Annotated in this window: 14 protein-coding genes; 8 read left to right on the top strand and 6 right to left on the bottom strand. The window is 62.3% G+C overall.

Translation table 11 applies throughout. The features are described 5' to 3' along the window. The first annotated feature begins 6 nt into the window (after positions 1-6). Positions 7-255 (top strand): hypothetical protein, encoded by a 249-nt coding sequence (locus tag SFY93_RS22840; protein ID WP_184517958.1) that lies wholly within the window; start codon positions 7-9, stop codon positions 253-255. A 171-nt stretch (positions 256-426) separates the two neighbouring features. Beyond that, positions 427-696 carry a hypothetical protein gene (locus SFY93_RS22835; RefSeq protein WP_231080251.1) on the top strand — a complete coding sequence of 90 codons (270 nt, stop codon included), beginning with the start codon at positions 427-429 and terminating at the stop codon, positions 694-696. A 9-nt stretch (positions 697-705) separates the two neighbouring features. Here the strand turns inward: SFY93_RS22835 and SFY93_RS22830 are convergent, their stop codons facing one another. Then, on the bottom strand, positions 706-1119 hold the full coding sequence (locus SFY93_RS22830; protein WP_184517955.1) for a hypothetical protein: 414 nt from the start codon (positions 1117-1119) through the stop codon (positions 706-708). Positions 1120-1329: 210 nt separating this feature from the next. Between SFY93_RS22830 and SFY93_RS22825 the strand changes: the two genes are divergently transcribed. Genes SFY93_RS22825 through SFY93_RS22805 form a run of 5 tightly spaced genes read left to right on the top strand, consistent with a single transcriptional unit; the run spans position 1330 to position 5888 of the window. Beyond that, complete coding sequence (locus SFY93_RS22825; RefSeq protein ID WP_320444709.1) at positions 1330-2337, top strand: ABC transporter substrate-binding protein; 1008 nt, start codon at positions 1330-1332, stop codon at positions 2335-2337. A gap of 42 nt (positions 2338-2379) precedes the next feature. Then, entirely contained in the window at positions 2380-3195 is an 816-nt protein-coding gene (locus SFY93_RS22820; RefSeq protein ID WP_320444708.1) for an ABC transporter permease, read from the top strand. A 4-nt stretch (positions 3196-3199) separates the two neighbouring features. After that, entirely contained in the window at positions 3200-3985 is a 786-nt protein-coding gene (locus SFY93_RS22815) for an ABC transporter permease (protein ID WP_320444707.1), read from the top strand. Beyond that, positions 3982-5043, top strand: a complete 1062-nt coding sequence (locus tag SFY93_RS22810) for an ABC transporter ATP-binding protein (protein WP_320444706.1) — start codon at positions 3982-3984, stop codon at positions 5041-5043. The genes SFY93_RS22815 and SFY93_RS22810 overlap by 4 nt, the downstream gene beginning before the upstream one ends. Then, complete coding sequence (locus tag SFY93_RS22805) at positions 5043-5888, top strand: phosphodiesterase (protein WP_320444705.1); 846 nt, start codon at positions 5043-5045, stop codon at positions 5886-5888. Before SFY93_RS22810 ends, SFY93_RS22805 begins: the two co-directional genes overlap by 1 nt. A gap of 1 nt (position 5889) precedes the next feature. Here SFY93_RS22805 and SFY93_RS22800 read toward each other — a convergent pair whose 3' ends face one another. Both SFY93_RS22800 and SFY93_RS22795 read right to left on the bottom strand, forming a co-directional pair. Further along, positions 5890-7368 carry a GH1 family beta-glucosidase gene (locus SFY93_RS22800; RefSeq protein ID WP_320444704.1) on the bottom strand — a complete coding sequence of 493 codons (1479 nt, stop codon included), beginning with the start codon at positions 7366-7368 and terminating at the stop codon, positions 5890-5892. Between the two features lie 30 nt (positions 7369-7398). Then, positions 7399-8235: a siderophore-interacting protein gene (locus SFY93_RS22795; RefSeq protein WP_320444703.1), complete on the bottom strand. Its 837-nt coding sequence runs from the start codon at positions 8233-8235 to the stop codon at positions 7399-7401. A gap of 314 nt (positions 8236-8549) precedes the next feature. On the opposite strand from SFY93_RS22795, the gene SFY93_RS22790 reads away from it, so the two are divergent. Beyond that, a complete protein-coding gene (locus tag SFY93_RS22790; protein ID WP_320444702.1) occupies positions 8550-9371 on the top strand; it encodes an aspartate dehydrogenase in 822 nt (273 codons plus the stop codon). Between the two features lie 3 nt (positions 9372-9374). On the opposite strand, the gene SFY93_RS22785 is transcribed toward SFY93_RS22790, so the two are convergent. The 3 genes from SFY93_RS22785 to SFY93_RS22775 all read right to left on the bottom strand — a co-directional run bounded on the left by SFY93_RS22785 (position 9375) and on the right by SFY93_RS22775 (position 11929). Then, positions 9375-10049: a peptidoglycan recognition protein family protein gene (locus tag SFY93_RS22785; RefSeq protein ID WP_320444701.1), complete on the bottom strand. Its 675-nt coding sequence runs from the start codon at positions 10047-10049 to the stop codon at positions 9375-9377. A 122-nt stretch (positions 10050-10171) separates the two neighbouring features. Further along, positions 10172-10987 (bottom strand): MetQ/NlpA family ABC transporter substrate-binding protein, encoded by an 816-nt coding sequence (locus tag SFY93_RS22780; RefSeq protein WP_320444700.1) that lies wholly within the window; start codon positions 10985-10987, stop codon positions 10172-10174. Positions 10988-11020: 33 nt separating this feature from the next. Next, positions 11021-11929, bottom strand: coding sequence for an aliphatic sulfonate ABC transporter substrate-binding protein (locus SFY93_RS22775; RefSeq protein WP_320447827.1), 909 nt, complete (start codon positions 11927-11929; stop codon positions 11021-11023). Between the last annotated feature and the right edge of the window lie 292 nt (positions 11930-12221).

Raw genomic sequence — 12221 nt, 5'->3', positions numbered from 1 at the left:
TTGAACATGAAAAAGATTCTGGCGACGGCGGCAGCTGCACTGATGATCGCGAGTTTCACGGCGACGGCGGCGTCGGCGAAGAAAGTCCATCGCGGCTACAAGGCGCACCACGGATATTATGGGACCTATGGCCAGATGCGAGGGCCGGCGATCTTTCGTGGCAATGCCGCGATGAGCGGCAATCATGGCAATTCTGCCTATGGCAGCAACTCGCTCGGCCATATCAAGGGCGGCAATATCGGGGGCGGCAAGTAGCGCGGCATTACATTGGGGAAGGCGAGATCGATCGTTTCAATGCGACCGATCTGGTTAACGTCTTTCTGATGGGTTGGTGGTAATTGGCTATACCGCAACTTACAGTTTAGGTTTGTCATGCTCCCGGATGGTCGTTATTCGGCGTGGTTTCGTATTCCCGAGAAGGAAGGCATGGGGATTATCACGCTCGCTGATGGTCGATTGTCGGGCGGCGATACGGTGATCGCCTATAGCGGTTCCTATATCCAGAACGGCGATGCTTTCACGGCGACGATTGCAACCCGCCGGCATGCGGACGGCCAGCCAACGATCTTCGGCATCGACGAGGTCGAGATTGATCTGGTCGGGACATCCAAGACCACGACGGCGTCCTGCAGAGGCGTCGTCAAGCAACGCCCCGGCGTGCCGTTTGAGGTCGTGCTGGTGCGCATGGAAGGCTAGGCCTCCGGTCTATTCGCGCAACTCGTATTGATGTCGCAACAGCTGAACCATGTCCTGGACCCGCTGGCGCCAGGCACGCGCGTCAGACACCGCGCCGGCGGCCGGCGTGATGCGCAACATGGCGTTCCACGGGCGCGTGCCATAGACGACCACCTCGAAGCCGGCTGTCGGACAGCCATCGATACCCTTTAGCGCGCGCAGGATCACATCCGCGATTTCCGAGCGGTCAAGCGTGCGGGTGCTCTCGACCGCAAGTTGCGGCTCCAGCGATGCCGCTGGATTCTCCTCTGCGACGACCGGATCGAAACCGTCTCTGGTGTCCGCGTCTGGCTCAGGCCTGATCGGTTCGGGATCGCCTGGCCTCCTCATGAGTCGTTCGACCAGACCGAGCAGGCCTCGATCGCGTTCGGGCGTCTCTTTCACATCAACGGTCCAATATCAGCGGCGACGGGCGATTTCACATCCTCCGCGGGGTGTTGTCGATGGGCTTCACGGTCATTGCGGTGCACAAATGCGCTGCGGGTTGGCTTTGTCGCAAAAGTTTCATCTGCGGCCTATAGTGGGGCGTCACGCATTCCCCTCAGACTTCTATGCGCCGGCCTTAAAGCCTGCGTCAGGATGGAGACGATCGCCGTGAAACCGTTCCGTTTGGTATTTGCTCTGTCCGCGCTGGCGCTCGCCGCCCTATCGCAGCCCGCCCGTGCTGCGGATGTCATCTGCTACAATTGTCCGCCGGAATGGGCCGATTGGGCCTCTATGATCAAGGCGGTGAAGACCGACCTCTCGATCGAGATGCCGCACGACAACAAGAATTCCGGTCAGGCACTGGCGCAGATCCTGGCCGAGAAGGCCAATCCGGTCGGCGACATCGGCTATTTCGGCGTCACCTTCGGCATGAAGGCCAAGGCGCAGGATGCACTCGAATCCTACAAGCCCGCCGGCTGGGATCAGGTCGATGCAGGTCTGAAGGACTCTGAGGGTTATTGGACCACGATCCATTCCGGCACGCTCGGTTTCTTCGTCAACAAGGATGCGCTCGGCGGCAAGCCGGTGCCGAAGTGCTGGAAGGATCTCGCGAAGCCCGACTACAAGGGCATGGTCGGCTATCTCGATCCGACCTCGGCCGCCGTCGGCTATGTCGGCGCCGTTGCGGTCAATCTGGCGCTCGGCGGTTCGGACCAGAATTTCGATCCGGCTATCGCCTTCTTCAAGGATCTGAAGAAGAACGACGCGATCGTGCCGAAGCAGACGTCCTATGCCCGCGTCGTCTCCGGCGAGATGCCGATCCTGTTGGATTATGATTTCAACGCCTATCGCGCCAAGTATTCCGAGAAGGGCAGTTTCGAATTCGTCATTCCCTGCGAAGGCTCGGTCGTGTTTCCCTATGTGGTCGGTCTGGTGAAGAACGCGCCGCACAAGGACAAGGCCAAGAAGGTCATGGACTATCTCCTGTCCGACAAGGGCCAGGCGATCTGGACCAACGCCTACCTCCGTCCGGCCCGCAAGATCGAACTGCCGGAAGCCGTGAAGGCCAAGTTCCTGCCGGATAGCGAATATGCCCGCGCCAAGAGCGTGGACTGGGGCAAGATGGAGCTGGCGCAGAAAGGCTTCAGCGACCGCTATCTCGCCGAAGTCCGTTGATGCACAATGGTGCCCCGGCGGGGGCAGGGGCACCATAATTTCATGTCGCATCGTAATTTCATCTGGATCTGCCTGTTGCCGCTCGTGGTGGTGACAGCAGCCTTCTTCCTCTTGCCGATGGCGCAATTGCTCGCCGTCGGTGCCGGTGGATCGCGCGGCGTGTCCGCCTATCTCGCGATCATTACAGAACCGCGCTATCGCGCCACGCTGATCAATACGGTCGTACTCGCTGCGGCGACGACTATCGCTACGCTGGTGATTGCCACCATCGCCGGCCTATTCCTGCAGCGGCATCGCTTCCCCGGCCGCGCCGTGCTGATCGCGATGCTGACATTTCCGCTGGCATTTCCCGGCGTCGTGGTCGGCTTTCTGATCATTCTCCTTGCAGGACGTCAGGGCCTGATCGGCGCCATCACCGCCGCGGTGACGGGCGAGAAAGTCGTATTCGCCTATTCGATCTTCGGTCTGTTTCTCGGCTATCTCTATTTCTCGATTCCGCGCGTGATCCTCACGGTGATGGCCGCGGTGCAGAAGCTCGATATCGGATTGGAGGAGGCGGCGCGTTCGCTCGGTGCGAGCCCGTGGGCGGTCCAGCGCGACGTGGTACTGCCGGCGCTCGGGCCGGCTTTTGTGGCCTCGGGCGCGATTGCCTTCGCGACGGCGATGGGTGCGTTCGGCACTGCCTTTACGCTTGCGACCAATATCGATGTGCTGCCGATGCTGATCTACACAGAGTTCACGCTGGCCGCGAATTTTTCCATCTCGGCGGCGCTGTCGATCGGACTTGGTGCGATCGCCTGGGCAATCCTCGCGCTGGCCCGCTCAATGAGCGGCGGCGCTGTCGCGGCGGCGGGGTGAGCCGATGCGCGATCGCCTGATCTTCGCTGGCCAGCTCGGCTTCACACTGCTCGTCGCGGCATTTCTCGTTGTGCCCGTTGTGCTGTCGATTTCCGCCGGTGTCACCGTCAATTACTTCCGTGGCATCCAGTCGGGCGTCACGCTGCAATGGGTGGTGCAGGTCTGGAACCTCTATGCTGGCGAAATCGGGTTGTCGTTTCTGATCGCCTTCGCGACCCTGGCGGTGACGCTGGTTGTCGGCGTGCCCGCGGCTTATGGATTACACGTGAAGGGCGGGAGGTTGTCGCGCGTAATCGAGGAGATCATCACGCTGCCGCTGGCGATTCCCGGCCTCGCCATCGCGCTGGCGCTGCTGCTGACTTATGGCGGCTTCGGTGGCTTCAGGCAGTCGTGGCTGTTCATCCTCACAGGCCATGTGGTCTTTACGATGCCCTTCATGGTGCGCTCGGTGATGGCGGTGTTCGCTTCGGTGGACATCAAGACACTGGACGAGGGCGCTGCCTCGCTCGGCGCCTCGCCATGGACGCGGTTTTGCAATGTCATCGTGCCGAACGCCATGCCCGGCATTCTCGCCGGATCGCTGATGGTGGTGACGCTGTCGCTCGGCGAATTCAACCTGACCTGGATGCTGCACACGCCGCTCACCAAGACGCTGCCGGTCGGTCTCGCCGACAGCTACGCGTCGATGCGGCTCGAAGTGGCATCGGCCTACACACTGATCTTTTTCATCATGATTGTGCCCCTTCTGGTGGCGATGCAGATGTTTGCCGAGAAGGGCGAAACGAAATGAGCGCTGTTGCGGGCCACGGTGCGGCCGTTCATATCGAGAACTGCGGCAAGACCTTTCCGGACGGCACGCAGGCGCTGGCGCCGGCTTCACTGGATATCGTGTCAGGCGAGACGCTGGTTTTGCTCGGTCCTTCCGGCTGCGGCAAGACCACCATGCTGCGGATCATCGCCGGGCTGGAGACGCCCGATGCAGGCGGCCGTGTGTTGTTCGACAAGACCGACATGACCGCGGTGCCGATCGAGCAGCGTCATGTCGGCATGGTGTTCCAGTCCTATGCGCTGTTTCCCAACATGACGGTGGCCGAGAATATCGGCTACGGGCTCAAAATCCGCGGTGTCGACAAGGCCGCGCGGCAGGCGCGCATCGCCGAGATGGTGGCGCTGACCAATATCGGCGGGCTCGAAAACCGCCGGATCGATCAATTGTCTGGCGGCCAGCGTCAGCGCGTCGCGCTGGCGCGTGCGGTGGCCGTGCGCCCGCGCGTGCTGCTGCTGGATGAGCCGTTGACGGCGCTTGATGCGTCGCTGCGCGACCGGCTGCGCAGCGAACTCAACAGCCTGCTGCGCTCGCTCGGCATCACCGCGATCTACGTGACCCACGACCAGGCCGAAGCCATGGAGCTCGGCGACCGCATCGTGGTCATGCGCAAGGGTGCCATCGCGCAGATCGGCACGCCGCGCGAGATCTACTTTGCTCCTCAGAACCGTTTCGTCGCCGAATTCGTCGGTGCGGCCAATATCGTCGAAGGGCCGGTGGTGGCCGGCCGACTGACGCTCCCCGGGGGCTGGCTGGCGCTCGATGACGCGGCCGACAATGCTACGGCAGTGGCGATGATCCGGCCGGAGACCATCGGAATTGTCGCCGAGGCGGACGCCTTCCTGCGCGGCACGGTCGAAAGCGTCGCCTTTATCGGCGATCGCCAGCGCCTCGTGGTGACGGGGGCGGCGAACAAGCCGTTGACGGTGGACGCGCCGAACACCATCAATGTGCGTGCAGGGGAGCGCGTCGGCCTGTCGGTCGCGCCTCAAGCGGTTCGCGTGTTGCCGAAAGAAGATTGATGTCGAAGCCCAAGCCTACCATCATCGCGCAGATCTCCGATCTGCATATCAAGGCGCCGGGCGAGCTGGCCTATGGCAAGGTCGATACGGCCAAGGCGCTGGAGCGCTGTGTGGCCGAGCTGAACGCACTTGATCCGCGGTCCGATCTCGTCGTCATCTCCGGCGATCTCGTTGATACGCCGACGCCCGGCGAATACGAGCATCTGTGGCGACTGTTGGCGCCGCTCAAGATCCCTTTCATCGGCGTGCCCGGCAATCACGACGCCCGCGACATGATGCGCGCGGCATTTCCCGATTGGGCCTATGCCAAGTCGTCGGGCCCGCTCGATCAGGCGCGGACGGTTGGTCCGCTTGATATCATCCTGCTGGACTCGCATGTTCCGGGAAAGCCGCACGGCACGCTGGAAGCGGCAACGCTGGAGTGGCTGGATGCCACGCTGGCATCATCGCGCGAGCGGCCGGCGCTGCTGTTCGTGCATCATCCGCCGTTCCGCACCGGTATCACCCATATGGACGTGCAGGACCTGTTCAATGCGGATGAGCTCGCTACCATCGTCCGCAAACATCCCCGTATACGGATCGTCGCCGCCGGCCACGTCCATCGTGCGACGCTCGCGACATTTGCCGGGACCACGGCGACCATTTGCCCGGCGCCGAACCACGCGGTCGATCTCGATATCGCCGAATTGCGCCCGCCGTCGTTTCGTGTCGAGCCGCCAGCTTTCCACCTGCATGTCTGGTTTCCAGATGGCGAGGACGGTGGCCATCTGGTCACGCATCAGGTGCCGATCGGCGACTTCGACGGCCCGCATCCGTTCTTCGGCGCTGATGGGAAGTTGCTCTGAGCTAGACCAGCGCGTTCGCCGCGATCAGGCTGCGATAGAACTCCGCGCTGAGCTTCGGCGTTCGTTTCTGCGTTTCGAAATCGACGTGATACAGCCCGAAGCGCTTTTCATAACCATCCGACCATTCGAAGTTATCCATCAGGCTCCAGTGGAAGTACCCTTTTACGGGGATGCCTTCCGACGTCGCGCGCTGCAGATGCGTGAGATAATTCCTGAGATACATGACGCGGTCGAGATCGTGAATCTTGCCGTCGCCGGCCGGCCGGTCGGCGGCCGATGTGCCGTTCTCGCTGATATAGATCTGCTTGACGTTCCAGACCTTGGCGACATTGCGCGGCGCCCAATACAGCGCTTCCGGCCCGATCCGCAGCCAGTCTGAATCCATGCGCGGGAACGAGGTCGGGAACGGCACCAGTGCGAAGCCGTTTTGATCCCCACTCGCCACCACATAATATTGCGGCATGTAGACGTTGAGACCGACGAAATCGACGGGGGAAGAAATGATCTTCAGTTCTTCGGCGGTGAAGCTCGGCGCATTCCTGCCGGCATAGGCGAGAAACGCATCGGTATATCTGCCTTCGAGAATGACGGTCATGTAGCCGCCATTCATCTCGCGCGTTGCGATTTCGGCTGCGCGGATATTGGCAGGCGTCTCAATGGCCGGAACGCAGGATGCGACATTCTCGGCAACGCCGACCTTGGTGTCGGCGCGTCCATTGGCGCGGATCGCCTGCACAGCCATGCCGTGGCCCAGTGCGACGTGATGGCGAACCTGGTTGAGCTGCGGCTGTGGCAGCTTCAGGCCGGGCGCGAGCTCGACCGGGCCGTGGCCATAGCCGAAATCCACGAAGGTCCCGCATTCATTGATGGTGAAGATGTTCTTGACGCGGTCGGTGATGCGCTGCGCGACATGGCCGGCATAGTCGCCGAATGCCTTCGACGTATCTGATGACGCCCAGCCGCCGACGCGATCCTGCAGCGCCTGCGGCAGATCCCAGTGATACAGCGTGGCGAATGGCTCGATGCCATTGGCCAGCAACTCGTCGATGAGACGATTGTAGAAATCCAGCCCTTGCGGATTGGGCGTGCCCACGCCGGTCGGAAACACGCGCGACCATGAGATGGAGAAGCGATAGGCCTTCGCGCCCAGCGCCTTCATCAGTTGGACATCTTCCTTGTAGCGCTGGAAATGATCCACCGCGCGGTCGCCGTTGCCGCCGCCACGGATCTTGTTCGGCGTGTTCGAATAGCTGTCCCAGATTGAGGGGCCGCGGCCTTCGGCCGCGACGGCACCTTCGATCTGATAGGCCGACGTGGCGGTGCCCCAGACGAAATCCGCAGGAAAACGCCGGTCGTTGGCAAGCATTGCCGGTGTGGCCGAGACTGTTTGAGCTTCGGCCTTCCCAGGCGGGACGGCGAGGCCGGCGGCGAGCGCGCCGGCCGCTCCGGCAAAATCGCGGCGCGTGAAACGATGGGACACCATATCTCCTGCTAGTCCGGGACGCGACGGTCAGTCGTCATGCGGCTCATGATAGTTCTCTGCGCCACCTTTCCAATAGCCTGATGCCTTGACCCATGCCTTGGGATGCTGGCGCTCGTCGACGAGAATCCTGCGGAGGCGCTTGGCGACTTCGGATTCCGCGGCGATGAAGGCGTAGCCGTCGCCAACGGGAAGTTTGAGGCTGCGCAGGGCATCTTCCATCAGGGTGGTCGAACCGGCGCTCTGCTGGCCACGATGCAACCAGTTGATGGTGACGGAGGCCTTGGATGCGAAGATCTGCTCCTCGGCAGCATCGGCGACTTCCGCGATCACGATGGCCCGTGTGGCAGGACGTAGTTCTTCAAGTCGGCGGCCGATGGCGGGCAGGGCAGTTTCGTCGCCGATCAGCAGGTACCAGTCGAAGTCGTCCGGCACCACGAACGAGCCGCGCGGGCCGCCGATACCGACTTTATCGCCTGGCTTGGCTTGGGTGGCCCAGGTCGTGGCAGGCCCCGCATCATGAATGGCGAAATCGATGTCGAGCTCTTTCGCGGCTTCGTCATAGCGCCGCGGCGTGTAGTCCCGCGCGATTGGCCGCGCGCTCTCATCGACCAGCACGCGGCCTTCGCTGAAGGCGGGCATCAGGGGCTCGGCTTCTCCGGGGCGCGGGAAGAACACCTTGACGTGGTTGTCATAGGACGCGCTGACGAAGCCATCGAGGTCGTCGCCCGTGAGGGTGATGCGCTTCATATGCGGCGTCACCGACGTCACGCGCTTGACGGTGAGCAGACGGCGCTTCAGCTCGTGACGAACGCGCGTGATGCGATGAAGGTCGTTGGAAATGGTGTCTGAAGATGTGTCGGTCATGTGGATTCCCGGGGAATCCAGATCGGCCTGTTTGACACGATGTCGCGCAGGTCGAGCCTGGATCAGGTTCGATCGGCGCGTTGGTTCACGTTAACGCTTACGTGCGGCCTCGCCGAGACAGCAATCACCGCAGACGTATCGAAACGTCCTTTTACGTGCAAGCCTGGGATTGTCGCACGTGCCGCACGATGGCGTGAGGCCGGAAGCCTTCTAAACTGGCTGACGTCACCGCATGGACATTGCGGCCTTTCCGGGGGAGAACGGTTGCCGGATGTGGCGGCATGCCCCCGAAATCATTGGACGAGATCGACGTAATGAGCACTGAAGCAAAGTCTGCCACGCGCGTGGCCATTGTTGGCCTTGGCCCGATCGGCCGCAAGGTGGCGGAAGCCCTGGACCGCGGTATCGACGGTCTGGTTCTGGCGGCGGTCGCCGTGCAGAATCCGGAGAAGCATCAGGCGTTCCTGTCCGGTCTCGGCAAGGCGCCGCCGGTGCTGCCCATCGCAGGCCTCGTGGATGTCGCCGATATCGTGATCGAATGTGCGCCGGCCAAGCTGCTGCCCGAAATCGTCAAGCCGTTCGTCAGCAAGGGCAAGACTGCGATCGTGCTGAGCGCTGGAGCGCTGTTGTTCAATGAGGATCTCATCGCGCTGGCCAAGCAGAATGGCGGTCAGATCGTAGTGCCGACTGGCGCCCTGATCGGGCTCGATGCGGTGACCGCAGCGGCCGAAGGCAAGATCAATTTGGTGAGGATGGTGACGCGCAAGCCGGTGAAGGGTCTCGCCGGCGCGCCCTATATCGTCGAGAACAAGATCGACATCGAGAGCATCACCGAGCCGATGAAGATTTTCGAGGGCACGGCGCGCGAAGCCGCCAAGGGCTTTCCCGCCAATCTCAATGTCGCCGTCGCGCTGTCGCTTGCGGGCGCGGGGCCTGATGCCACGACGCTGGAAATCTGGGCCGATCCGGCGCTGACCCGCAACGTCCATCGTGTCGAGGTGGATTCGGATTCCGCACGGTTCTCGATGCAGATTGAAAACATCCCGTCGGAGAACCCGAAGACCGGCCGCATCACCGCGCTGTCGGTGATCGCCTATCTGCGCAAGCAGCGCGCGGCGCTGCGCGTCGGAACGTAAGGCCTACTTGCTGCTCTCGGCTTGATGCGCAGGGGCTATCTGCTGCGCAGTCTCGATTCCCTGGGTCCGGGCGATCCTGGCGAGTTCGCAGCCTTCGCAGTAGCGGCGATCCTTATAGTCGATCCAGTTATGGGCGAAGACGCGCTCATTCGGGATGTCGTAGCGGGCCTGCAACACGCGGACCAGCACGCGCCACGCCGCGATCTGGGCGTCGGTGGGCGGCTTGCGGACATTGGGGTAGTTGCCGACGAACTCGACCCCGATCGATGAGTCATTGTCGATCTGCTGATAGGTCCCGCTGTTGTCGATATACTTGTTGTCGTTGCGGTTGCCGCGGTTGAGATGGTTCGGCACCGCCCATTCGGGCGTCGACCAGTAAACCGTGCCGTCGGTCTCGATCCAGATGGCGACGCCGCGACGATCGGGTTTCTGCATCTGCGCGACCGCGTTACGCCAGGCGGAGCCGACCGCGCCTTCCGACTGATGCACGACGATGTTGCGCCATTCACGGGCGTGGCGGAGATCGGTCCATGGCCTTAGCCAGACCATGTTGAGGCCGGGAATGTCGGGGGTGCCGCGGGAGCGGGCGGCGATCTCGAAGTTTGACAGCGTCTGGGCGGTCGCCGGTGTGGCGATCGCGCACAAAGCCAGCAATACCCCGACGGTCCGATCTCTCATGTCCCTCGTTTCCGAAGGCGCCTCATAACGCCTCCGGAAAGCGTAACCGAGCCGCGCTGGGAGTCAAATCCGCGGCTCGGTATGATCGTCGCGCTAGGGCAGCCTGCGCGCGTAGGTTGCGCTCAGTTGAAGTATTCGGGCAGGGTGAAGCCGGCGTAGAACTTGTCGTTGCGGATCGCGGTCTTGAACGTGTCCGATTGATAGGCCGCAACGATGTCCTTCGCCCACGGCGCCTCGGCATTACCCCGGCGGACGGCCACGACATTGGTGTAGGGCTTAGTCATCTTTTCCAGCGCGAAGGCCTCGGTCAGCTTCAGCCCGCTATAGATCGCGAAATTGCCCTGCACGGCGGCGAAGTCGGCATCACCGAGGGCGCGGGGAGCCTGGGCGTTTTCCAGGGGGACGATCTTGATGCCCTTTGGATTCTTGATCACGTCGAGCTCGGTGACATCGACGGGGTTATTGTCCTTGATCTCGATCCAGCCGAGATCGCGCAGGATCCACAGCGCGCGCTGCAGGTTTACGGGATCATTGGGCACCACCACGGTAGCGCCGGCCTTCACGGCATCGGATGTCTTGTGCTTGGTCGAATAGAGACCCATCGGCGGCGTCGGCACCGTGATAATGCCGGTCAGGTCGGTCTTCTGGCGCTGGTTATAGCTGTCGAGGAACACCGTGTGCTGCATCACATTGGCGTCGATGTCGTTCTTGAACACCGCGGTGTTGGCTTCCAGGCCCGTCGAGAACTCATAATATTTGACGGTGTAGCCCTTCTTTTTCAGCTCGGGCTCGACGCCCTTCTTGAAGCCGTCGATATAGGGGCCGGGCACGAAACCGACCTTCAGTTCAGGCTTGGTGGCGGACTGCGCATTGGCATGCTCGCCAAAGGAGACGAGTGCGAGCATCGCGGCGGCGATGACGGAGAGGGCGGTCTTCATTGTCGTTGTCTTTCAGGGAATGTCAGAATGGGATTATTTCGGCGCCCAGATCTTCACGTCGCTGGCGTCGACCTTCACGGGGATCAGTTTTTCGTTGAAGAAGGCGTCGGCGATGATCTGCTGCTCGGACAGGCCGGCTTTGGTGACGGCGCCGACCTTGTAGGAGCGGTGGCTGTTGGCTTCCTCGACAGTGGCGGCGTCGATGCCCCACAGGCTTGAGAGGAGCTTGGCGGCTTCCTTCGGCTCGGCCTTGGCCCATTTGCCGGTCTCATCGAGCTTCTTGAAAATGACGTTCAGCACGTCGCCGCGCTTGTCCGCATAGGCGGCCGAGGACAGATAGTAGCGCTTGTAGCTCGCGAGGCCATTGCTGCCGTCGGCGAGGACACGGGCATTGGACTGGCGCTGCGCGCTGGTGAGGAACGGGTCCCATGCCACCCAGGCATCGACATTGCCGCCGACAAAGGCAATACGGCCGTCGGCCGGCGGCAGATAGGCCGGCTGGATGTCCTTGAAGGTGAGGCCGGCCTTGCTCAGCGCGGCGAGCAGCAGGAAGTGGCTGCCGGCACCCTTGGTCACCGCGACCTTCTTGCCCTTGAGATCGGCGACCGTCTTGAGCGGCGATTCCGCCGGCACCACAATCGCCTGTGCGGCTGGCGAGGCGGCTTCCTCGGCGATGTAAGCGAGCTTGGCGCCGGCCGCCTGCGCGAATAGCGGCACGGTGTCGGCGACATCGGCGCCGAAGTCGACATTGTTGGTATTGATAGCCTCGAGCAGCGGCAGGCCGCTGGTGAATTCATGCCAGCTGATCTTCACGCCAAGCGGCGCGAGCGCCTTCTCCAATTCGCCATTGGTCTTCAGCACGGCGGTCAGCGTCGACGACTTCTGATAGCCGATGCGCACCGTGTCCGGCGTCTGTGCGCAGGCGAAGGAGACCGACAGCATGGAGGCCACGGCGGCCAGTTGCAGCGCCCGGGTGCGCCGGAACACTAAGCGTTCGATGAAGCGGGCGATGTGGATCGGAAGCATGTTGGGACTGCTTTGCTGATGATGTTTCGTGAGCAGCAAAGGTGCGAGAGCGGCGCGTTTCCGTCAATGAAATGGCCAACTGTAGTTCCGGGCGCGGCGATGCAGGCATGCTGCACAGGCCTTGTTGTGCAGCGGAAACGTTCTCTGTATGCCTTCCGGGTGGCTCAGGAAGAGCAGGTTATTTCCCTGCGGCGGAGATGAAGCTGCT

It is taken from the genome of Tardiphaga sp. 42S5 (genome assembly GCF_034044155.1).
GTDB classification, from domain to species: Bacteria; Pseudomonadota; Alphaproteobacteria; order Rhizobiales; family Xanthobacteraceae; genus Tardiphaga; species Tardiphaga robiniae.
This window is presented reverse-complemented; position numbering and strand designations above follow the sequence as displayed.

Bases quoted from the DNA above. Each gene is read 5' to 3' on its own strand.
- SFY93_RS22840 (WP_184517958.1), top strand. From the start codon at position 7: ATGAAAAAGATTCTGGCGACGGCGGCAGCTGCACTGATGATCGCGAGT.
- SFY93_RS22835 (WP_231080251.1), top strand. From the start codon at position 427: ATGGGGATTATCACGCTCGCTGATGGTCGATTGTCGGGCGGCGATACG.
- SFY93_RS22820 (WP_320444708.1), top strand. From the start codon at position 2,380: ATGTCGCATCGTAATTTCATCTGGATCTGCCTGTTGCCGCTCGTGGTG.
- SFY93_RS22815 (WP_320444707.1), top strand. From the start codon at position 3,200: ATGCGCGATCGCCTGATCTTCGCTGGCCAGCTCGGCTTCACACTGCTC.
- SFY93_RS22810 (WP_320444706.1), top strand. From the start codon at position 3,982: ATGAGCGCTGTTGCGGGCCACGGTGCGGCCGTTCATATCGAGAACTGC.
- SFY93_RS22805 (WP_320444705.1), top strand. From the start codon at position 5,043: ATGTCGAAGCCCAAGCCTACCATCATCGCGCAGATCTCCGATCTGCAT.
- SFY93_RS22795 (WP_320444703.1), bottom strand. From the start codon at position 8,235: ATGACCGACACATCTTCAGACACCATTTCCAACGACCTTCATCGCATC.
- SFY93_RS22790 (WP_320444702.1), top strand. From the start codon at position 8,550: ATGAGCACTGAAGCAAAGTCTGCCACGCGCGTGGCCATTGTTGGCCTT.
- SFY93_RS22785 (WP_320444701.1), bottom strand. From the start codon at position 10,049: ATGAGAGATCGGACCGTCGGGGTATTGCTGGCTTTGTGCGCGATCGCC.
- SFY93_RS22780 (WP_320444700.1), bottom strand. From the start codon at position 10,987: ATGAAGACCGCCCTCTCCGTCATCGCCGCCGCGATGCTCGCACTCGTC.
- SFY93_RS22775 (WP_320447827.1), bottom strand. From the start codon at position 11,929: ATGCTGTCGGTCTCCTTCGCCTGCGCACAGACGCCGGACACGGTGCGC.